The following is a 21,186-nucleotide window of genomic DNA, read 5'->3' on the forward strand; positions in this document are numbered from 1 at the left end:
CCTACCTAGCGCATGCGCTTCAGATTTTGCAGAGAGAAAAAGGACGGCGCTATCGGCACATTAAACTCAATATCTTCATATAAAATCGTAGTGGATTCGTCTGACTTATCGACTGGCTGCAAGGTCATACGCATCGGCACCAAGCGCCCATCAAGCTGTTTCTCATCGGCAAACGTCAGGGTACGCACCAAAATTTCTTGTTCATCAAAGTAGCGCACCTCAACTGGCAATAAGTCTTGCTGACGAAGGATCATCACGATTTTGCCCCACACCACGGCACTGTCAGGACGCGGTACAGAGGTGACTTCATAAACATCCGTTCCATCACGTAGCCCCGTAAAAGAAATGGCAGATTCGTAGTCTTCAGCGTAGCTACTCTCTTTTACCAAATCATCATTGGTAAAGTGACTGCCCATCCAGGAGCCAGACATCATGCTCGCAGGCACTTTGGTCACGCGATTGATTTTAGGGAGGTAATTCCAGATATTTTGCTCAACTTTAAGGGTGGCGATGCCTTTATCTTTGATCGGCTCACGAATCACCACGAGCGAGTAATCCTGCCCCAGCGACCAAGACGCCATGCTCATGGTGCGTTCATAGCGCTCGGTTTTGACTTGCATGGACATCACCGCTTTGGAGGTTTTGCCACGCCAGAGGGAATCCATATGCTGCACCAGATCGTCCACCGTTAGACCAGCAGCCGTAACAGACGGAACCAGCAGCAACACCATCAATGCAAACAGAGCCCTGCTCTTTACCCACCACCAGACGCCTGACATCCTTACCTCTACACGAACATGCCAAGCTATGAGTATAGACCGCTCGATACGACAGCAACCCCATATCACGCTTTTATTGATCTATATTGACACTCCCCCAAAAGAAACCATCAGGCCTATAACTGTATATTTATACAGCTATAGGCTAAACTTACACAAATACCTCAAGGAACGAGTATTTGTGTATGCCAAAACCCAGAAAACAACTCATCAGTCTAAGCGATACTCCCTACTACCACTGCGTTTCCCGCTGCGTACGTAGAGCGTTTCTCTGCGGTCAAGATCCAATGACTGGGAAAAGCTATGAACATCGAAGAGATTGGATCGAACAGCGATTACTGTTTCTTAGCCGTATCTTTGCTATCAAGGTTTGCGCTTATGCGGTAATGAGCAACCACACTCACCTGGTGCTATTTATCGATCATGAAACCGCGGAAAGCTGGACAACCGAAGAAGTGTTAACCCGCTGGCACGCAATCCATAAAGGCACCATGATCACCCAGCAATACATGTTACAAGGCCAGGTGCCGGAGTACTTACAGCCATTACTGAATACAACCGTCAAAGCCTATCGACAACGGCTAATGGATATCAGCTGGTTTCTGCGTGAACTGAATGAAAACATTGCACGACAAGCCAACTTTGAGGATCAATGTAGTGGTAGGTTTTGGGAAGGCAGATTCAAATCCCAAGCCTTACTGGACGAAGCCGCACTGATGGCTTGCATGGCCTATGTCGATTTAAACCCAGTGCGTGCCAAGATGGCCGACACGCCTGAAACCTCGGACTACACCAGCATCAAAAAGCGCATCCACAGCGCCAAGCAAAACCAACAGCCAAAAGTACTGCATCCATTTGTGGGTAATCCACGAGAAAACCAACCAAAAGGTCTGCCCTTTAAACTCGAAGACTACCTAGAACTTGTCGATCTCACTGGCCGAATTGTGCGCCAAGATAAACGCGGCAGCATTGACCTATCCTTTGCCCCCATACTGCAACGTCTCAATATCCCATCAGAAAACTGGCTCACCATCGCCATCCAATTTGAACAACATACCTTCGCTGCCGTCGGCACCGAAATCATTCTCTCCAACTACTACCAAAACGCTGGCTATAAACGAAGGCCCAAGATCAACAAAACCAAACAGCTACTGGCCTAAACTAGCCATTCCCCTCCGCACTTTACCATTACCTCACTGGTAAGGCCCCCGCTCGCCTGTAAAAACCCAAAACAGCGCAGATACAACCAATTTCCCAACTAACACGCATAAAAAAGCCAGTTTCGGCTGAAACTGGCTAGTTGTTTGGTGCTGGTTAGAACTGAGTTGCGAGTCACTTTTTAAGGTGGGTGTCTCAATTAAACCGTCCCAACTAACACGCATAAAAAAGCCAGTTTCGGCTGAAACTGGCTAGTTGTTTGGTGCTGGTTAGAACTGAGTTGCGAGTCACTTTTTAAGGTGGGTGTCTTGATTTACCCGTTTTAAGGTGGGTGTCTCAATTAAACCGGTAAGGCCCCCGCTCGCCTGAAACTCACCAAAACAGCTCAAATAGAGCCACTTCCCCAACAGATAAGCACAAAAAAGCCGGTTTCGACTGAAACTGGCTAGATGCTTGACGCTAGTTAGAACTGAGCTGCTAGTCACTTTTTAAGGTGGGTGTCTCAATTAACTTACACGCAACCAATTTCCCAACTAACACGCATAAAAAAGCCAGTTTCGGCTGAAACTGGCTAGTTGTTTGGTGCTGGTTAGAACTGAGTTGCGAGTCACTTTTTAAGGTGGGTGTCTCAATTAAACCGTTTTTAGATGGGTGTCTCAATTAATCAGACTAAAATTAACGATATGAATAGATTAGCATGATGAAAGTAATTACAAATAACGCTAAGGATGCTGCGATTGCCACCCAGAGTTTTAACCAGGTAAAAAAGCATTTCTCGTCTATTTCGTTTTTACTTGTAGAAATCGCAGAACTTTCTTCAGAAAACTTCTTTTCAAGCGCCTCAAAGGCGCTTTCATAATCTAGCTTAATAGACTTAATAACAGAGAACTGCCCATATATATTCATGCAAAGCAGCATAACTAGCACAAAGACTGTGGCCACAACAGTAACATTTTTGACAAATGCCAAATCCCCAATCATGCCAGCTTCAATTTGGGTAGTTGCCAACCCAATCCCTGCTGGTAACGACAGTAGCTTTAACGATATTTCATCAAATCTGTTTTCAATCTTACTGATATAGTCTGTTTTCTTTTCTAAGTACTCTTTTCTTACCTTATCAAAACTATAGTTTTCGACGTAACCTTGATAATCGAGAAGCACATCAGCCACAAGGTAAGTATTAATTCTGACCAGCTCCGCAAACCGCCTACCAACAGGAATATCTTTCACACGACTAACAATTTGTGCACTAATTAGATTCTTTACTGCTTCTTTATGAGTGTCTTTCTCAAGAAGGTTATTGATGGCGTCTATATCTATCGAATGCTCTAAATCCTCAGCCTCTAAAACAAAATCGAACTTAATGGGCCTTTGATAAAATAGCGTTTGACCACTACCTTCATTGCTTTCAATAAGTAACTCTACAACTTCAATAAGCCCTGCAACCCTTTGGTAGTTCTGAAAAATAGGGTCGTCGGAATTCTCACTAATCATTAGAGCGGAAGATGTGAAAAATGCTTGCTGCAATGGATTTTTAAGATTGTTAGGATAACCAAGCAAGTCATTCCAATCTCTAAAAATAGGTGTGGCTTTTCTCTGAGACCGCTGGACTAGAGTAACCCTAAATTTAAATGACTCATTTAAATGCTTATCGGCGATTTTTCTAATATCGATAGGATCAAGGGCTGCACCGTTAAAGTTACACTGGTAGGAGCCAGATGAAAGCTCGTGCTGAACTAAAAGATCAAGCATTTCCTTTTTTTCTTCATCTAAGCAAAGCCAACCTTTGAACACATCATCCTCAAGTTCTCTGTCTTCAAGCATATTGAAAACAATTGAGTAAGCCTCAAGAGGATGTAGTTGGTTCATCATTGTCTTTTTCACGGTCAGCCAGTTCTTTCTTAATTTCTTTAACTAAAACATCAGGTGGTGTCGATATCGTTACGTTGCCATTCTCATCTAGATTGATACTTTTGCCAACCATTGCCCTATCAAAACTCATGGTTAATGATTTGCTTTGCACTGAAATACGTACATATTGCCTTAGTGAAGGGTTATGAATAGAAAGTTCTTCTGGTAGATTATGTTGTTCACGAGCATACCGAGCGAACTCATCAGCCACATCAGGGAAAGCGGCATTTGCAACATGCCCCAACATTACAGGCTGGGGCTCTGGAGGCTTCTGAGTATAGGTAATCTGCTCATGAGCCTTAGCAACCTTATAGTCGATTTTTTCTGGATCATACCCTTTAAGTCGTCCAAATTCTTGTATGGCGTTTTTTAAAGTCTGTGTTTCAACTCTTGCAGCGTGCTTATCTTGCTGGCAACCGATAAACTTTTGGAAATAGTCCCTTATTTGCGCTGCTCGACCAGCTTTAAAACGAATGTATCGCGAATCAATTTCTACAGACCATTTAGTTAAGTTGATTGCCGCAGCTAAGTGAAGCGTCTTTAAGTCAAGAATTTCGCTAGCAACCACGCTCAAAGATTGATCCTGAATGTTCATGCCTGCTGTTTTATTTACTATTGCCACCGCAAGCCAATCACACTTCCTAGATTCGTATTGATAAAAGACCAAATATCCGCCTTTTACTGAGGTCAAGCTACCCTCTATCAGAATGTTATAATACTGATTGGCTAGGCTATGAGTCATCTCTGTAAAGTTGGAGCATTCGGTACCATTCCCAAAGTATTTTTTTAAGGTTTGCTCAAAAGGGGGATCAAGGTCAGCATTCCCTCCAACACCAAACTCACCCACACTCAAGCTGGCAGAACCAAATAGTTCACCCAAATCATTGGTTAGCTGTTCAGTTAAATCGTTGCTTTGGCCGTCATCCACAAAGCTATAGTTTTCTTTTTGGCGTAGCGTTTTATCAAGCTCACCCGTTTTTTCGTTTCGCATAACGACATGAATAATTACATGTTTGATTAACATACTTAAAACGCCTCAATAAATTTCTTAATCTCTCTAACCCTTGTCTGTACTGCGATGATCAGCACGCGACGAATTTCTAATAGTTAGTATTTGCTACATGCCGACTGTTTGGATCTCGCCGTTGTATAGGGTGTATTGGCGCTCCTCCGGTTGGATGGTGTCTTTCTCAATGTGCAGTTTTCGCGGTAGATTGAAGTGCGCGCCTTGGTAGCCTGATTCTACTTCTGTGGTTACTATGGCCACGATCAGCTGTTCAGTTTCGTCTTGCGTTAGGTTCTCTGTATGAACTGTACGACACTTCTTATTTGTGCTTTTATCTTTGTCTGATTTAAATTGCTGCGGGGCTAGGAATAGACCTGATTTATAGCCTTCGATTACGGCAACTTGTTCTGTCTTTAAAGAGGTGGTGACATTTGTAGCTAAAGTGGAACTAGCTAGCAGAAGAGATACGGTGAGTGAGAAGATCCATTTCTTCATTTCGATTCCATCCTTAAATTATGTGCTATACAAAAAACCCGCTACTTTCCAGCAGCGGGTCTTTCTAACTCAATCTAACACTAACCTAAAGACCTTAGTCTTCGATCAAAATACGCAACATACGACGTAGTGGCTCTGCTGCACCCCAAAGTAGTTGGTCACCCACTGAGAAAGCACTGATGTATTCAGGGCCCATGTTCAGTTTACGGATACGACCGACTGGGATGTTTAGCGTACCAGTGGCAACAGTTGGCGTTAGACGCTGCATTGTTGCTTCTTTGTCGTTTGGTACTACGTCTACCCATTGGTTGTGCTCAGCAAGCAAGCCTTCGATGTCCGCTACTGGGATATCTTTGTTTAGCTTGATTGTGTAAGCCTGACTGTGACAACGCATCGCGCCGATACGTACACATAGGCCGTCCACTGGGATTGGCTTGCCGTCGATGCCTAGGATCTTGTTACATTCAGCCTGTGCTTTCCACTCTTCACGGCTTTGGCCGTTATCAAGTTGGCTGTCGATGTAAGGGATCAAAGAGCCTGCTAGTGGTACGCCGAACTGATCAGTCGGAAGTGTACCAGAGCGCATTTTCTCTGCCACTTTACGGTCGATGTCTAGGATCGCACTGGCTGGGTCAGCAAGCTCGTTCGCTACTTCTGCGTTTAGCAGACCAAATTGGTTTAGTAGCTCGCGCATGTGACGTGCACCGCCACCAGACGCTGCTTGGTATGTCATTGATGTCATCCACTCGATGTGACCTTTTTCGAAAAGACCGCCCAGTGCTAGAAGCATCAAAGATACAGTACAGTTACCACCTACAAAGGTTTTAACGCCATCTTTTAGACCTTGCTTGATAACGTTTTGGTTTACTGGATCAAGAACGATGATTGCGTCTTTGTCCATACGTAGCGAAGACGCTGCGTCGATCCAGTAACCATTCCAACCTGCCTCACGCAACTGTGGGAAGACCGCTTTAGTGTAGTCACCACCTTGACACGTAATAATGACATCCATCTTTTTCAACGACTCAATATCCATTGCGTCTTGTAGAAGTGGAATATCCTTACCAATATCTGGACCCGCTTGGCCCGTTTGGGACGTAGAGAAGAACACTGGATCGATATGATCGAAGTCGTTCTCATCACGCATACGCTTCATCAGCACAGAACCAACCATTCCGCGCCAGCCGACTAAACCTACAGTTTGTTTTGACATGTTTTCTTTACCTTTTTTAGTGTGGGCCTACTCATACCAAGAGCAGTATCCCGAGTTAATGCTTAAATTTTATGAATTAAGCTTTCAATGCAGCAAGTACAGCATCACCCATTTGTGATGTACTTACTGTTTCGCTTCCTTGTGAAGCGATATCTGCTGTACGAAGACCTTGGTCAAGCACTTTGCTTACCGCAGCTTCGATCGCATCCGCCGCGTCTTTTGCGTCAAGCGAATAGCGCAACATCATAGCAACAGAAAGGATGGTAGCCAATGGGTTTGCAACACCTTTGCCTGCAATATCTGGCGCCGAACCATGACATGGCTCGTACATACCACGACCTTCTGCGTTTAGAGAAGCAGAAGGTAGCATACCGATAGAGCCTGTCAACATGGCTGCCGCATCTGACAAAATGTCACCGAACATGTTGCCGGTTACCATCACGTCAAATTGCTTCGGCGCACGCACAAGCTGCATCGCTGCGTTGTCGACTAGCATGTGTGACAATTCAACATCTGGGTACTCTTTAGAGACTTCTTCCATGATTTCTTTCCATAGAACCGTCACTTCTAGTACGTTTGACTTGTCGATAGAACATACGCGTTTGTTACGCTGACGCGCTGCTTCGAAGGCAGAACGTGCGATACGGCGGATTTCAGACTCGTTGTAAACGTAAGTGTTGAAACCTTCGCGCTCACCGTTTTCTAGAGTACGAATACCACGTGGCTGACCGAAGTAAATACCACCGGTTAGTTCGCGCACGATTAGGATGTCTAGACCGGCAACGATTTCTGGTTTCAAGCTTGATGCTTCCGCTAGTTGCGGGTAAAGAATCGCAGGTCGCAAATTGGCAAATAGCTCTAGGTTAGAACGTAGACCTAGTAGACCTTTTTCTGGACGAACAGACATATCCAGACCGTCCCACTTAGGACCACCTACCGCGCCAAGCAGGATCGCATCCGCTGCTTTTGCTTTCGTCAGTGTTGTCTCTGGAAGCGGAGAACCCGTTTCGTCGTAAGCAGAACCACCCACCAAAGCAGACTCGTGCTCGATACCTAGGTCAAAAGATGAGTTTACGGCGTCAAGTACGCGCACCGCTTGTTCTACGATCTCTGGACCAATGCCGTCACCCGGCAATACTAATACTTTCTTAGACATGTTCTTTCCTTACAATGAGCGCGCTTCGAATAACCAAGGCGCTGTTTGAATACGTTTTTCTTCGTAAGCTTTGATCGCATCGGACTCTTGTAGTGTCAAACCGATGTCATCTAGGCCGTTCAATAGGCAGTGCTTACGGAAAGCATCCACTTCGAAGCTGAACTCAGCACCAGAAGGCGCGATGACTTTTTGTGCTTCTAGGTCGATGGTTAGCTCGTAACCTGGGTTCGCTTCCACTTCTTTGAAAAGCTGATCCACTTCTTCTTCTGTTAGAACGATCGGCAATAGACCGTTTTTAAAACAGTTATTGTAGAAGATATCGGCAAAACTTGGTGCGATTACTGAACGCATGCCGTAATCGTCTAGTGCCCAAGGCGCGTGCTCACGGCTTGAACCACAACCAAAGTTTTTGCGTGCCAATAAGATGCTGCTACCTTGGTAACGCTCTTGGTTTAGTACGAAGTCTTCGCGTAGCGGACGGCCCGTACATTCTTGGTCTGGCTGACCTTCGTCTTCGTAACGCAATTCGTCAAAAAGGTTTTTACCAAAGCCAGTACGCTTGATCGATTTCAAGAACTGTTTTGGAATGATCATGTCGGTATCAACGTTGGCCAAGTCTAATGGCGCTGCGATACCTGTGTGTTTTGTAAATGGGCGCATCGCTAACTCCTAGTGTTTAACCAATTCGTTTACGTCAACAAAGTGACCGGCAATCGCAGCGGCAGCCGCCATGGCTGGGCTAACCAAGTGCGTACGACCGCCAAAACCTTGGCGACCTTCAAAGTTACGGTTAGACGTTGAAGCACAGTGCTCGCCTTGACCTAGTTTGTCAGCGTTCATGGCTAGACACATTGAACAGCCTGGCTCGCGCCATTCAAGGCCTGCTTCAGTGAAGATTTTGTCCAAACCTTCCTCTTCCGCTTGCGCTTTAACCAAACCAGAACCTGGTACCACGATCGCTTGCTTCAATGATTCCGCCACTTTGCGGCCTTTTACCACTTCCGCTGCAGAACGTAGGTCTTCGATACGAGAGTTCGTACAAGAACCGATAAACACGCGATCTAGGGTGATGTCAGCAAGTGTTTTCTTGCCTTCTAGACCCATGTATTTCCATGCACGTGCGTAACCTTCACGTGTTACAGCATCTGTTTGATCTTCTGGACGAGGGATGTCTTGGTCGATGGCAATCACCATCTCAGGCGACGTACCCCAAGTTACTTGTGGTTTGATGTCTGCGCCATTTAGCACAACCACTTCGTCAAACTGAGCATCTGCATCAGAAACAAGGTCAGACCAAGCTTCTACTGCCATATCCCAGTGATCACCTTTTGGTGCGTAAGGACGGTTGGCAACGTAGTCGATGGTTGTTTGGTCAACTGCGATCAAGCCAACGCGTGCGCCTGCTTCGATGGCCATGTTACAAACGGTCATACGACCTTCCATTGATAGCGACTGGATTGCTTCACCACCGAATTCGATCGCAAAGCCTGTACCGCCAGCTGTACCGATTTCACCGATGATCGCTAGTACGACGTCTTTTGCTGTTACGTATGGCGACAATTGGCCGTCAACGCGCACAAGCATGTTTTTCATTTTCTTTTGTACTAGACATTGAGTCGCTAGAACGTGCTCAACTTCTGATGTACCGATACCGTGTGCTAACGCACCAAACGCACCGTGAGTAGAAGTATGCGAGTCACCACAAACCACAGTCATGCCTGGTAGTGTTGCGCCCTGCTCTGGGCCCACTACGTGAACGATACCTTGGCGGATATCGGTCATTTTGAACTCTGTGATGCCGAATTCGTCACAGTTATCGTCCAATGTTGTTACTTGGATTTTCGATACTGGATCGGCGATACCGTTTACACCGCTCTTACGTTCTTCAACCGTAGTTGGAACGTTGTGGTCAGGTGTCGCAAGGCTTGAAGTCAAGCGCCATGGCTTACGGCCGTGCAAACGCAGACCTTCGAACGCCTGTGGAGACGTTACTTCGTGTAGTAGTTGTAGATCGATGTAGATTAAGGCACTACCATCGTCACGTTGTTGAACAAGGTGGCTATCCCACAACTTGTCATAAAGAGTTTTACCTGCCATTGCTTTCTCTCCTACATAAGCATTGCTTTATAGTACTGGCTGAACTTAAATTACTCCAATTCATATTTTTCATGTTTTGGATAATTTTTTGGAATCATGGACATTCAAGAGCTATTAACCTTTATCAAGGTCGCTGAAACCCAGTCGTTTTCTGAGGCAGCGGACGCCCTCTTCGTTACACAACCGGCGGTGAGTAAACGCATTGCCGCCTTAGAAAGCAACCTTAATGTGCGCCTGTTTGACCGTATTGGCCGCCAAGTGCATCTCACGGAAGCCGGTCATCGCCTGTTGCCTAAGGCCAAGCGCTTGGCTGAGGACCTGAACGATATCAAACGCAGCATGTCTTTGCAGATGGAAGATGTCTCGGGTGAGCTTTTGATTGCCACGAGTCACCATATTGGCTTACACCGTCTTCCTAAAACATTAAAGCAATTCCAATTAGAATACCCGCAAGCGGAAATCAAGATCGACTTCACCCAATCAGAAGACGCCCATCGACAGATTTTAAAGGGGGAAGCGGAAATCGGCATCATTACCCTGTCGGCGCAATCGGAGCAGATGCTGAACGCCATTCCGATCTGGTCGGATCCATTGCAGTGTGTAGTGAGCTTGGATCATCCGCTGGCACAGATGGATAAAGTCGACGTCGTGGAACTGTCCAAGTACCCGTGCGTCCTGCCCCATGAAAACACCTTTACCCGTCAAATTGCCGAGAAGGTGTTTGCCGTGAACGGCGTACGGCCACAGGTCAAAATGAACACCAACAATTTAGAAACCCTTGCCATGTTGGTCAGCATTGGCTGGGGCTGGTCTTTGGTGCCCTCGACCGTGGTAAACGATCAGCTAGCCGTGGTGAACTTACCGGCATTAAACGTAGAGCGAAAACTCGGTGTAATTCACCATAAACAGCGCACCTTGAGTCGCGCGGCCACGGCCTTTATCGAACTACTACAAAAATTAGCCAAGGAAGCGCAATAACCCTCAAAACACCAATGCGTTAGCACAATTTAATGCTAGTGTAAGAGGTAGATGTCTACTTTTTAGGAGTAAGAGATGAGCAAGCAGACGACGGATTGGTGGCGTGGTGCCGTAATTTATCAAATTTACCCACGCAGTTTTATGGACTCTAATGGAGATGGCATTGGCGACCTCAAAGGCATCACTGAGAAAATGCCCTATATTGCCTCACTAGGTGTCGATGCCATTTGGCTGTCTCCTTTTTTTACCTCACCGATGAAAGACTTTGGTTACGACGTATCGGACTATTGTGATGTGGACCCCATCTTTGGCGACCTAGCCGACTTCGACGCTCTAATCGACAGCGCTCATCAGCACAATATCAAAGTCATTATCGACCAAGTGCTGAACCATACCTCTGATCAGCACTCTTGGTTTAAAGAATCACGCGCCAGCCGCGACAATGACAAGTCCGACTGGTATGTCTGGGTCGATGCCAAACCCGATGGTACGGTGCCCAACAACTGGCTGTCAGTATTCGGTGGCCCTGCTTGGCATTGGGACAGCCGCCGCCGTCAGTACTATCTGCACAACTTTCTCGATAGCCAACCAGATCTGAACTTCCACAACACTGAAGTGGTGGAAGCCCTGTTAGCCAGTGTTCGCTTTTGGCTGGATCGCGGTGTCGATGGTTTCCGTTTGGATACCGCTAACTATTTCTATCACGACCTGTTACTGCGCGATAACCCGCCGAAAAAAGAAATCATTGAAGGCAGTATCGGGGTCAGCTTGGACAACCCCTATGGTTACCAACTTCACCTATACGATAAGTCCCGCCCTGAAAATCTGGCCTTTTTGGAACGACTGCGCTCTTTATTGAACGAATACCCAGGTACCACAACCGTGGGCGAAGTGGGTTGTGATTTCTCCTTGAAAACCATGGCGCAATACACCCAAGGCCAAGACAAGCTGCACATGTGTTACTCGTTTGATTTACTGACCCACGATAACTCTATGACCCATATCCATAAGACCATGAGCACCATCGAGGAAGGCCTTGGCTCCGGCTGGCCCTGCTGGTCCATGAGCAATCATGATGTGGAACGTGTCGCCTCGCGCTGGAACCAGGGCAAAGCCTGCCCAGCCAAAAGCAAGGTGTATATGGCCATGCTGCTCTCCCTACGTGGTAGCGTGTGCTTGTATCAAGGGGAAGAACTTGGCTTGCCCGAAGCGGAACTCACCTTTGAGCAATTGGTGGACCCCTTTGGCATTAACTTCTGGCCCGAGTTTAAAGGCCGAGATGGCTGTCGTACCCCCTTCCCTTGGAGCAACGACAGCAAAGGCGGCTTTTCCAGCAGCGAAACCCCTTGGCTACCGGTCAGTGAAACACACCTCCCGCTAGCGGTTTCTGAGCAACAAGGAGATCGTCACTCCGTATTACATGCCTACCGTGATTTCTTGCATTTTCGTAAACACCACCCGGCTCTGATCTCAGGGGAGATTGAGTTTTTGTGCAGTGATCAAGACATCCTAATATTCACGCGCAGTCACGCAGAAGAAACCTTGATCATTGGCATTAATGCAGGTGATCAGGCGCACTTTACCCCTCCGCTGAACTATGAGGTGAAGGACATTGTCATGCCCGAAGGGCTAAGAATTGGCGAATATGAAAACCATAAAATGATATTGCCATCGAACTCGGTCTACATTGGCACTGTGGTCAAATCTCTGTAGCCGACAAATAACTGTATATCCATACAGTTGCAACAAACCCCCCACTAAAAAGGGCTTTCCACTTAGGTGAAAAGCCCTTTTTGTTGACCATTGAGCAGTATTTAAGCGAATTAGTGCAGCTTCAGCTTCGGCTTGACCACCTTACCGATACGCTGGGCCGCCAAAATGATCATAGCTTTGAACCAGCCGTGAATAGCGATCAGGTGTAAACGGTACAAGGATACATAGACAAAGCGCGCCAAGCGCCCTTCGACAAACATAGAGCCTTTCATCAGGTTACCCATCAAGCTCCCCACCGTGCTGTAACGGCTTAGGTTGACCAAGGAACCGTAGTCTTTGTATTGGTAATCTTTGAGCGGCTCGTTTTTAAAGCTGGCTAAGATATTCTCGTGTACCAAGGAAGCCATCTGGTGCGCCGACTGGGCGCGCGGTGGCACAAAGTTACCGTTGGCTTGCTGACAAGCACAGCAGTCACCGATCACATACAAGTCATCGTGCAAGGTGCTTTGCAAAGTCCCCTTCACCATCACTTGGTTGTTGCGTGTGGTTTCAAGACCCTCGATGTTTTTAATAAACTCTGGCGCTTTCACGCCCGCAGCCCAAATCATCAAATCAGAGGTAATCACTTTGCCTTCCGCTGTCACTAAGCCCTCTTCACGAGCCTCTGTAATACGTGTCGCTTCGTGTACATGGACACCCAGTCTCTCCAATTCTTGCTTGGCATTGTTGGCGATGCGATCCGGCAGAGCTGGCAACAGGCGCGGACCCGCTTCGATCAACTCCACCTTCACCTTATCTTTTGACATTTCGGTCATGCCATACGTCTTCAATAGATCCGCAACGTGGAACAGCTCCGCGGATAACTCAACGCCCGTGGCACCACCACCGACGATGGAAATATGCAGCTTTTCATCGCCACCTAATTGGTGCACACGCATAAACTGTTGCAGGAGCGCTTGTTGGAAGCGTTCCGCTTGGCGGTGGGAGTCGAGGAAATAACAGTGATCGGACACGCCAGGGGTACCAAAATCATTACTCACACTGCCTACAGCCAGCACTAGAGTGTCGTAACTGACTTCGCGGGTGGGTAATACTTCGTGGCCTTTGTCATCGCATATAGACTCTAAGCGAATGACTTTATTTTCCGGGTCAATATCGTAAGCGGTGCCAAGCTTGAACTTGTAGTGATGCTTGGTCGAGTGAGCACGGTAGTTGATACCGTCAGTATTGATATCCAATGAGCCCGTTGCGACTTCGTGCAACAGAGGTTTCCAAATGTGGGTTTGTGAGCGGTCGATTAAGGTCACTTCAGCGTGTTTACGCTTACCTAAACTGTGGCCTAAGCGGGTCACAAGCTCTAAGCCGCCGGCGCCACCGCCGAGCACTACGATTTTTTTCATATAAATCCCCAAACTGTGAATGATTTGCTAAACACTGGCATTGCTTAGCAAATCACTCCTCAACAGGAGGAGCGAAGCGCACGTTAACAATAGAAGGTTAACGAGGTCGCTTGGCAAGAAGGCGGTCTAAGGCGTTGGCAAATGCCGCTTTGTCACGGTCACCAAAGGGGGCCGAGCCACCGGTTTCAAAGCCACTGGAGCGCATTTGGTCCATAAAATCACGCATCTGTAATTTCTGCTTGATGTTTTCGCGGGTGTATTGCTCACCTTTTGAAGTCATCACTAAAGCACCGCGCTCAATGCAATCGGAGGCAAGCGGGATGTCCGAGGTGATGACCAAATCGCCCGCGGCAACATTTTGTTCAATGTATAAATCGGCTTCATCAAAACCGCTCGGCACGACTTTGCGCGTTAACCATTTACTATTAGGTAAGGCAATGGCCACGTTAGCGACAAAAATACAGGTCACCTCACAGCGCTCAGCGGCTTTAAAAAGAATTGGTTTGATGGCATTTGGACACGCATCGGCGTCGACCCAGATTTGCATTGAAAGCTCCTTAAATCAGAGTTCCATTATTGCGAGTCATGGGTCGTTTGGCTATAGGCGGAATGAAGCAGCAAGACAAAAACATATTATTTTCAATTATGGCGAACCTGAAAGCAGAGCAAGTTCACCATAATTAATAAAAATAATATTAAATTTATCTTTTGTATTATTTAAGCAGCTCCGTCGATGGGATAGCCTGATCCTTACTGAAACGCTTCACTGAGGCGAACAAAGCATCGCTTCGTACCGCGATATGATCAAAGTAGAAGTTTGCTTTGGCCAGCCATGCTTGATCCGCTTGATCGGATTGCGCCCCTTTTAAAAGCAACCAGCCGCCAATCACGTAGCCAGACAGCATCATAAAGTCATACGCTGCTTCACTAGACTCCACATCGCCATCCAACATGGCTTGCTTGGCATCGCTTAGCAAACGGATCTGACTTTTCAATGACACCACCAAATCGATGTGCTGGGTAAAACTCGCCGCATCCGTTTGCATCTCGTCAATCAGTGCCGACATAGCCATACCTTGATCAGCGGCCAATTTACGCCCTACCAAATCCAGTGCTTGGACCCCATTGGTGCCTTCGTAGATCGGTAAGATGCGAGCATCGCGCAGCAATTGCGCCACACCGGTCTCTTCGATGTAGCCCATACCCCCGTGCACCTGCACTGCAAGGGAGGTGATCTCTTGAGCCATTTCCGTTAGCCAACCTTTAACAATCGGCGTATACAGCTCAGTACGCGTCATATGCTTGGCATCGGTGTTTGATAAATCATTTTCTACCGACGCGGTGTACATCAGAGCACGCATGGCCGCCAGTGTACTGGCCATTTGCCATAACATGCGCTTCACGTCCCCATGCTCAGCAATCACGGCTTTTTCTTTGCTGCCCTTCACAGAGCCTTGCTTGCGCTCATGGGCATAGTCCAACGCCATCTGATAAGCCGCTTCTGCAACCGCCAATCCTTGCAAGCCAACACTTTGGCGAGCGTTGTTCATCATGGTAAACATGGCTGCAAGGCCTTTGTTTTCCTCACCGACCAAATAGCCAATCGCCCCCTCGGTTTCACCATATTGCATGACACAGGTTGGCGAGCCGTGAATCCCCATCTTGTGCTCAAGAGACAGCGGAAACACATCGTTACGGCGGCCAGCATGGCCATTTTCATCCAACAGGTACTTCGGCACTAGAAACAGAGAAATCCCCTTTACCCCTTCCGGCGCATCAGGAAGACGTGCCAACACCAAATGAATGATGTTTTCGCTCATCAAATGGTCACCCCAAGTAATAAAGATTTTCTGCCCATAAAGTCGGTATTGATCACCGTCTGGCACCGCTTTGGTTTTGATCGCTGCCAAATCCGTACCCGCCGCAGGCTCCGTCAGGTTCATGGTACCGGTCCATTTGCCCGACACCATATTTGGCAAGTAGGCTTCTTTTAACGCTTGGCTAGCGTGGGTTTCGATGGCATCCACGGCCCCTTGGGTGAGCAAAGGACAAAGTGAGAAAGATAAGTTGGCAGATTGAATACCTTCATTGAAAGCCACTTCAAGCGCTCTTGGCAAACCTTGCCCACCAAACTCTTCCGGTGCCGCTAAGGTGGTCCAAGCGGCTTCTTGCAACAACTCATAAACATGCTTGAAATCAGGAGTCTCTTGCACGCAACGGGCGACCATTTTCGGCGGTGTTTTATCGCCCAAACGGTTGGTTGGCGCCACACATTGCTCAGAGAATTTCGCGGCCTCAGACAGAATCGGCTCAACAAGGTCCGCACCATAGTTTGGGAAGTGCGGCTCAAGGCGCGCGATGTCAGCAATATGCTCCAAACAGAATTGAATGTCTTTTGCGGGATAACGATAACCACTCATTGATCGACTCCTTATGAATTCTTATTTTTCTATTGTCGTTGTTAATAGAAAGAGTGGTCAATTAGAGCATATTCGACAATGGCAAATGATCGCTAATTTGCTGACAAATATGCTCAGGTGCGGCGCTCAGGCAAACCAATGCCATTACTTTAAAGGCTGGTAATCCGCATGCTTACGATACTCCCCTGGCGTCATACCGGTCCATTTCTTAAAGGAACGATAAAAGGCACTCGGTTCCTCAAAGCCCATTAACGCGGCAATTTCATTGAATGACAGCTGTGGGGCATTGATATAGGTGATCGCAGCTTCTTTACGACACTCATCTTTGATTTGCTGGAATGACGTCCCTTCATCCGTTAAACGACGACGCATAGTCGACACACTCACATTGAGCATAGACGCTACTTCTTCGGCAGACAGCATTTCCTGAGAGAAATCCTTCCCTAAAATAGAAATGATTCGAGACTTCAAACTGTTGTCATTATCGACCATGACCAAGAGCTGATAGGGTGCGGTTTTTAAGAAGCTGCGTAAGCTGTCTTCATTCTGCACTAGGGGCATTTCCAGATAAGAAGACGGAAATACCAAGGCATTGCCATGTTGCGAAAATTTCACATCCGACTGAAACAAGGTTTGATAGTACTCCACATCATCAGGGCGAGATGCGGTAAAATAAGCCGCTTTCAGCACTAGGCGTCGACCAATTAACCAGCTGATAAAGTGATGCCACATGGACAAGGTGGTACGCACCCGCTCACGGGACTCAAACGCTTTATCAAGGGAGATATCGGCATTGGCTTCAAGGGATTCAATTGGCGCAAAGGTGACTTTGGCAAAGCGGCCTTTTTTGACGACAATTGGTTTAATGGTGGGGCCACGGCAGATTTCATAGAAATCGCTGCAACGTTTTAACGCTTGCGCCAAATTTTTTGAATGCAATATACAAAGACACATCATACGGAAGGAGCCTTTCGGCATTTTTCCGCCACTTAAAATGCAAAAGGACTCGTCGTCCATCATTTGCATGATGCGCTGATACAATAGGCCATAGCGATAGACTGAAAGCCCCTGCTCTGCCTCTACATCACTGCGACTAATGCCAACTTCATCCAGAAGTGGATTAATGTCACACCCCTGTCTTTCTACTGCGCTTAAAAGATAACGTACACTCTGAGCTGGAACAGTCGCTTTAGACTCCATGCAATCAAGCCCCCTCAACAATTACCCTAAAAATATAGGCACAAAAAAAGGCTGCATAATGTTATGCAGCCTTTTAGTTTTATTATTAATTTTGCTCTGTCAACGAATCGAGTAGATCACTTTTCACTAAGTCTTCCGACTTCGCTTGCTCTACTTGCTGGCTGGCAGCGTCTTCCACTTTAGGAGTGAAAGTAAAGCGCTTTGGGCGCACTTTAGGTTGTGCTACTTCTTTCTCAGGAAGTAGCCCTAAACGATCAAGCTTTTTATGAGCCTGCTCTTTACGTTGCTTCGCTTTTTTAGCATCGAAACGAGAAGGAGTAGCCGCTTTACGGGCTTTCTTCTGCTCTTTAAGCATTTCCTTGGTACCAGTTTTACCAAGCTTCCCTTTCATGCTACGGGATTTCTTCAAACGAGACATAATTAACCTCTCTAACAAGACATGTATTGTATCAATCTACATCAATGAGGTCACGCTGATCGCTCAAAGATTAACAATCTGCCTTAAAAGCACGGTGACCTTTTTTACGCAGGTTACCCACTTCGCCCAAAGCTGTGCGTGCTGCCCCTGCATCTTTAGCCATTACGGCAGCATCTAATGCTTCAAATGCCGTGATGGTGTCATCGATCACAGACTGGTAATCCGCTTGACGTTCAGCCAGCTCACCACCCGCAAGCTCTTTCTCTTTGAACAGGTAAGGGGTTTCTTCACGGGATTCACGCAATGTCGCAATGATGGTATCAATGCGTGCATCCGCCGCTTCAAAATTTCCTTTCTTAACCTCAAATGACAGACTCTTCATTTCTGTCTTTAACGTTTCCATGTCTTCATGCAGCGCTGTGTCACCGCAGTGCCCGTGGGCAAAGACACCTGCACTTGCAGTCAGCAGCACTCCACCTAAAATCATTTTAGGATTAATCATTACTCTCTCCTTTAATACATTAATCTCCGAACTCTAACCTACTGACTGCTTACCTGTCAGCTGAGTTCCCTGAAAACGGGTAATTTGCCATAATTTTTAAGGTTATTCGGCATTTCCTAAGGCAAAAACTTGCTTCGGCAAATTGGTTTTACCTAACATGGCTCAATCATTTTAAGAAATACTCTGATTTGCATATGAACAAATGTAAGCATCTTGCGCTATTAACCTTTTTTTCCACGATTGCTTTGGCTATCAGCTCAACCAGCCAAGCACAAGAGTGCGACGATCGCAGTGCCATGACTGCAGCGATGGACGCCTCAGAAAGATTGATGAGCAGCGACAGCTTTAGACGCCCTCAAGTGCTAAAAAGGCACCACCCCAGTAAACGCAAAGAGGTCGCCACTTACTTTGAAAGTGGCGACCTCTATTTCACACTTTATTGGATTGTGTCCGATAACTGCCAAGCCGCCTTTATCAAACGCACCCGAGGCAAGTATTAGTCTTTTTTATCTTTGTCTTTTGCTTTGTCAGCATCAGACTTAGATTTACCTTCCTTGTCATCTTTGTTTTCGTCTTCGTCATCCTCATGACCCAGCTTGGAGATCTCTTCCAAGCGTTTCAGGATGCGTGCAGACAAGGTCCCTTCTGGGTAGTTACCCTCTTTGTCCGCCACACCAGGCTCAATGCCTGTTAGCAAATGCAGCGCCTCATCGGCTTTCTCCACCGCATAAACATGGAATTTACCCGCTTCCACTGCCTCAATCACTTCATCATTTAGCATTAGGTTGATGACGTTCGATTTCGGAATGATCACACCCTGTGTGCCGGTTAGGCCACGGGCATTACACACATTGAAGAAGCCTTCAATTTTTTCGTTGACACCGCCGATCGCCTGTACTTGACCGTATTGGTTCAAAGAGCCAGTGATCGCCAGATCCTGACGCAACGGCACATTAATCAACGCCGATAGCAAACAGCACAGCTCTGCGGTCGAGGCACTGTCACCATCCACGTAACCATAGCTTTGTTCCATGGCAATGGAAGCACTGATGTCGAGTGGGAACTGTTGCGCATAACGATGGCCTAGGTAACCGGACAGGATCAAGACACCTTTGGAGTGAATGTTTTGCCCCAAGTTCGACTCACGCTCGATGTCGACAATACCTTTACCACCAGGGTAAACCGTGGTCGAAATACGCGCTGGTGCACCAAAGCTGCTGTCACCGATCTGCATTACAGTCAGACCGTTGATGTTACCAATGGCTTGCCCTTCACTTTCTAGCAAGATGGTACCATCGACGATTTCTTCGATGATCCTCTCCGCAACACGGCCAGTACGATGTTTCTTGGCCGCCAGAGCACGTTTAACGTGAATATCCGTGATCACTTCGTCTTTCGCCAGCTGACGGTTAAAGTCCGCTTCCCCAAGCAACTCGAACACATCACCAATCTTGGCGGCCATTTCTTTTTGATGCTCAGCCAGACGGCTACTGTATTCAATTAGCTCAGCCACACCTTTATCGGTCACATCGGCATAACCTTCTTTGGCGACACGATCTTTTAACAAACGGGCAAACGCCAGCTCGGTATCATCGTTACGTTTCAAAGAATCATCAAAGTCGACCAAGACACGGAACATTTCCTGGAAATCAGGATCCGCATCTTGCAACAAGTAGTAAATTTCACGAGAACCGATCAAGATCACCTTCACTTGCAACGGCAGGTCTTCTGGCGACAAGGTAGTCGTGTTCATCAGGCCCATATCCGCATAGGGATGCTCGATTTTCAGCGTTTTGCTCTTGAGCGCACGCTTAAGAGCTTCCCAAAGGTAATGGTCCGTTAGCAGTTTTTCCGCATCTAGAATCAGATAACCACCGTTCGCTGCGTGCAGGCTGCCAGAGCGAATCAAACGATAGCTGGTGATCAACATACCTTGATCAGAGCTGTATTCCACTTGGCCAAATAAATTACGATAGGTTGGATGCGGTTCATACACCACTGGCTGACCGCCATCGGAGGTATGGGTGACGGCCACATTAGGCAAATACATCTCTTCGTACATAGTTCGACGGCTAGTCTCGTCACGGCTGTCAGAGCTTTTATCGTCAACAAATTGGTCAATAATGACCTTATCCAAGTCTTCGCGCATTTCCTTAAGAAACTTAGTGATGACCTCCTCTTCGGCATATTTTTCAAACATGGGTGCCATCAATGGATCCAATGCTTCTTTTACCGTTTCAAGGTTTAGCTCTCGCAACTGCTCGTAAGAAATACGCTTCCAGGTTGGCAGACTGAGCAGCTCATCGTTTAGCATACCTTCAAGCTCAGATACGCCGGCTTGGAAGGCATCACGTTCTTCATCCGTCAGGCTAGCAAAATCCGCCTCTTCTAATGCCTTACCATCGCGCATAGGCGCAAAGCTAACCGATGTCGCATCACGGAACATCGCCACGCCAATTTTCGAAGCATGACGCTCTACCAGGTTAATCGCTGACTCATATTGGTCATTGAAAGCACGGTCAATGGCGCTTTTTTGCTGTTGGTAGTTCGGGTTCTCAAAGGCCGCAGGAAAAGTGCCCATTAAGCCATCAATCAAAGCTCGAATATCTTGCTCAAATTCTTTTGATTGGCCAGGTTGAAATTCAATAGCTTTGGGTGAACGGTAGTCTTTAAAGTTATTGACGTAAACCCACTCACTCGGTGCGTCTTTACGTTTTGCTTCACTCTTTAGGTAGCTGGT

The 21,186-nt window shown here is 47.0% G+C and carries 19 protein-coding genes; 4 read left to right on the forward strand and 15 right to left on the reverse strand.

The window, feature by feature from the left end:
* Positions 1–5: 5 nt before the first annotated feature.
* Positions 6–779, reverse strand: coding sequence for an outer membrane lipoprotein-sorting protein (locus tag MAQ5080_RS16345; protein ID WP_067213291.1), 774 nt, complete (start codon positions 777–779; stop codon positions 6–8).
* A gap of 185 nt (positions 780–964) precedes the next feature.
* Here MAQ5080_RS16345 and MAQ5080_RS16350 point away from each other — a divergent pair, with 185 nt between their 5' ends.
* A complete protein-coding gene (locus tag MAQ5080_RS16350) occupies positions 965–1,939 on the forward strand; it encodes a transposase (protein WP_067213288.1) in 975 nt (324 codons plus the stop codon).
* Positions 1,940–2,612: 673 nt separating this feature from the next.
* Here MAQ5080_RS16350 and MAQ5080_RS16355 read toward each other — a convergent pair.
* The 7 genes from MAQ5080_RS16355 to leuC form a co-directional block, all read right to left on the reverse strand.
* Positions 2,613–3,809: a hypothetical protein gene (locus MAQ5080_RS16355; RefSeq protein WP_067213166.1), complete on the reverse strand. Its 1,197-nt coding sequence runs from the start codon at positions 3,807–3,809 to the stop codon at positions 2,613–2,615.
* On the reverse strand, positions 3,784–4,872 hold the full coding sequence (locus tag MAQ5080_RS16360; protein WP_067213169.1) for a nucleoid-associated protein: 1,089 nt from the start codon (positions 4,870–4,872) through the stop codon (positions 3,784–3,786). The genes MAQ5080_RS16355 and MAQ5080_RS16360 overlap by 26 nt, the downstream gene beginning before the upstream one ends.
* A gap of 93 nt (positions 4,873–4,965) precedes the next feature.
* Entirely contained in the window at positions 4,966–5,349 is a 384-nt protein-coding gene (locus tag MAQ5080_RS16365; protein ID WP_067213172.1) for a hypothetical protein, read from the reverse strand.
* A gap of 94 nt (positions 5,350–5,443) precedes the next feature.
* Positions 5,444–6,562, reverse strand: a complete 1,119-nt coding sequence (asd, locus tag MAQ5080_RS16370) for an aspartate-semialdehyde dehydrogenase (protein ID WP_067213176.1) — start codon at positions 6,560–6,562, stop codon at positions 5,444–5,446.
* A gap of 76 nt (positions 6,563–6,638) precedes the next feature.
* Positions 6,639–7,718, reverse strand: a complete 1,080-nt coding sequence (leuB, locus tag MAQ5080_RS16375; protein WP_067213179.1) for a 3-isopropylmalate dehydrogenase — start codon at positions 7,716–7,718, stop codon at positions 6,639–6,641.
* A 9-nt stretch (positions 7,719–7,727) separates the two neighbouring features.
* Positions 7,728–8,378, reverse strand: a complete 651-nt coding sequence (gene leuD, locus MAQ5080_RS16380) for a 3-isopropylmalate dehydratase small subunit (protein WP_067213182.1) — start codon at positions 8,376–8,378, stop codon at positions 7,728–7,730.
* Between the two features lie 9 nt (positions 8,379–8,387).
* Positions 8,388–9,815, reverse strand: coding sequence for a 3-isopropylmalate dehydratase large subunit (leuC, locus tag MAQ5080_RS16385; RefSeq protein ID WP_067213185.1), 1,428 nt, complete (start codon positions 9,813–9,815; stop codon positions 8,388–8,390).
* A 96-nt stretch (positions 9,816–9,911) separates the two neighbouring features.
* Between leuC and MAQ5080_RS16390 the strand changes: the two genes are divergently transcribed.
* Entirely contained in the window at positions 9,912–10,793 is an 882-nt protein-coding gene (locus tag MAQ5080_RS16390) for a LysR family transcriptional regulator (RefSeq protein WP_067213187.1), read from the forward strand.
* A gap of 75 nt (positions 10,794–10,868) precedes the next feature.
* Positions 10,869–12,506 (forward strand): alpha-amylase family glycosyl hydrolase, encoded by a 1,638-nt coding sequence (locus MAQ5080_RS16395; protein WP_067213190.1) that lies wholly within the window; start codon positions 10,869–10,871, stop codon positions 12,504–12,506.
* 110 nt (positions 12,507–12,616) lie between these two features.
* On the opposite strand, the gene MAQ5080_RS16400 is transcribed toward MAQ5080_RS16395, so the two are convergent.
* From MAQ5080_RS16400 to MAQ5080_RS16425, 6 genes are all read right to left on the reverse strand, one after another.
* A complete protein-coding gene (locus MAQ5080_RS16400) occupies positions 12,617–13,906 on the reverse strand; it encodes an NAD(P)/FAD-dependent oxidoreductase (protein ID WP_067213194.1) in 1,290 nt (429 codons plus the stop codon).
* Positions 13,907–14,003: 97 nt separating this feature from the next.
* The gene (locus MAQ5080_RS16405; protein ID WP_067213197.1) at positions 14,004–14,453 is read right to left on the reverse strand and encodes a YaiI/YqxD family protein; all 450 of its coding nucleotides are present in this window, start codon (positions 14,451–14,453) and stop codon (positions 14,004–14,006) included.
* A gap of 166 nt (positions 14,454–14,619) precedes the next feature.
* Positions 14,620–16,326, reverse strand: coding sequence for an acyl-CoA dehydrogenase family protein (locus MAQ5080_RS16410; protein ID WP_067213201.1), 1,707 nt, complete (start codon positions 16,324–16,326; stop codon positions 14,620–14,622).
* Positions 16,327–16,470: 144 nt separating this feature from the next.
* Positions 16,471–17,526 (reverse strand): AraC family transcriptional regulator, encoded by a 1,056-nt coding sequence (locus tag MAQ5080_RS16415; protein ID WP_067213204.1) that lies wholly within the window; start codon positions 17,524–17,526, stop codon positions 16,471–16,473.
* A gap of 85 nt (positions 17,527–17,611) precedes the next feature.
* Positions 17,612–17,944: a hypothetical protein gene (locus MAQ5080_RS16420; protein WP_067213207.1), complete on the reverse strand. Its 333-nt coding sequence runs from the start codon at positions 17,942–17,944 to the stop codon at positions 17,612–17,614.
* Positions 17,945–18,014: 70 nt separating this feature from the next.
* Positions 18,015–18,446 carry a cytochrome b562 gene (locus MAQ5080_RS16425; protein WP_067213211.1) on the reverse strand — a complete coding sequence of 144 codons (432 nt, stop codon included), beginning with the start codon at positions 18,444–18,446 and terminating at the stop codon, positions 18,015–18,017.
* Between the two features lie 194 nt (positions 18,447–18,640).
* Between MAQ5080_RS16425 and MAQ5080_RS16430 the strand changes: the two genes are divergently transcribed.
* On the forward strand, positions 18,641–18,946 hold the full coding sequence (locus MAQ5080_RS16430; RefSeq protein WP_231870875.1) for a hypothetical protein: 306 nt from the start codon (positions 18,641–18,643) through the stop codon (positions 18,944–18,946).
* Here the strand turns inward: MAQ5080_RS16430 and MAQ5080_RS16435 are convergent.
* Positions 18,943–21,186: Lon protease family protein (locus MAQ5080_RS16435; RefSeq protein WP_067332988.1), on the reverse strand; the 2,244-nt coding region annotated here is incomplete at its 5' end. The genes MAQ5080_RS16430 and MAQ5080_RS16435 overlap by 4 nt on opposite strands.

The sequence above is a fragment of the Marinomonas aquimarina genome, assembly GCF_900089755.1.
Classification (GTDB): Bacteria; Pseudomonadota; Gammaproteobacteria; order Pseudomonadales; family Marinomonadaceae; genus Marinomonas; species Marinomonas aquimarina.

What these genes read in the sequence shown, in the direction of transcription:
- MAQ5080_RS16405 (WP_067213197.1), bottom strand. Translation starts at nt 14,453, where the DNA reads ATGCAAATCTGGGTCGACGCCGATGCGTGTCCAAATGCCATCAAACCA.
- MAQ5080_RS16410 (WP_067213201.1), bottom strand. Translation starts at nt 16,326, where the DNA reads ATGAGTGGTTATCGTTATCCCGCAAAAGACATTCAATTCTGTTTGGAG.
- MAQ5080_RS16400 (WP_067213194.1), bottom strand. Translation starts at nt 13,906, where the DNA reads ATGAAAAAAATCGTAGTGCTCGGCGGTGGCGCCGGCGGCTTAGAGCTT.
- MAQ5080_RS16420 (WP_067213207.1), bottom strand. Translation starts at nt 17,944, where the DNA reads ATGTCTCGTTTGAAGAAATCCCGTAGCATGAAAGGGAAGCTTGGTAAA.
- MAQ5080_RS16425 (WP_067213211.1), bottom strand. Translation starts at nt 18,446, where the DNA reads ATGATTAATCCTAAAATGATTTTAGGTGGAGTGCTGCTGACTGCAAGT.
- MAQ5080_RS16365 (WP_067213172.1), bottom strand. Translation starts at nt 5,349, where the DNA reads ATGAAGAAATGGATCTTCTCACTCACCGTATCTCTTCTGCTAGCTAGT.
- MAQ5080_RS16395 (WP_067213190.1), top strand. Translation starts at nt 10,869, where the DNA reads ATGAGCAAGCAGACGACGGATTGGTGGCGTGGTGCCGTAATTTATCAA.
- MAQ5080_RS16360 (WP_067213169.1), bottom strand. Translation starts at nt 4,872, where the DNA reads ATGTTAATCAAACATGTAATTATTCATGTCGTTATGCGAAACGAAAAA.
- leuD (WP_067213182.1), bottom strand. Translation starts at nt 8,378, where the DNA reads ATGCGCCCATTTACAAAACACACAGGTATCGCAGCGCCATTAGACTTG.
- MAQ5080_RS16350 (WP_067213288.1), top strand. Translation starts at nt 965, where the DNA reads ATGCCAAAACCCAGAAAACAACTCATCAGTCTAAGCGATACTCCCTAC.
- asd (WP_067213176.1), bottom strand. Translation starts at nt 6,562, where the DNA reads ATGTCAAAACAAACTGTAGGTTTAGTCGGCTGGCGCGGAATGGTTGGT.
- MAQ5080_RS16430 (WP_231870875.1), top strand. Translation starts at nt 18,641, where the DNA reads ATGAACAAATGTAAGCATCTTGCGCTATTAACCTTTTTTTCCACGATT.
- MAQ5080_RS16355 (WP_067213166.1), bottom strand. Translation starts at nt 3,809, where the DNA reads ATGATGAACCAACTACATCCTCTTGAGGCTTACTCAATTGTTTTCAAT.
- leuC (WP_067213185.1), bottom strand. Translation starts at nt 9,815, where the DNA reads ATGGCAGGTAAAACTCTTTATGACAAGTTGTGGGATAGCCACCTTGTT.
- MAQ5080_RS16390 (WP_067213187.1), top strand. Translation starts at nt 9,912, where the DNA reads ATGGACATTCAAGAGCTATTAACCTTTATCAAGGTCGCTGAAACCCAG.
- leuB (WP_067213179.1), bottom strand. Translation starts at nt 7,718, where the DNA reads ATGTCTAAGAAAGTATTAGTATTGCCGGGTGACGGCATTGGTCCAGAG.
- MAQ5080_RS16415 (WP_067213204.1), bottom strand. Translation starts at nt 17,526, where the DNA reads ATGGAGTCTAAAGCGACTGTTCCAGCTCAGAGTGTACGTTATCTTTTA.
- MAQ5080_RS16345 (WP_067213291.1), bottom strand. Translation starts at nt 779, where the DNA reads ATGTCAGGCGTCTGGTGGTGGGTAAAGAGCAGGGCTCTGTTTGCATTG.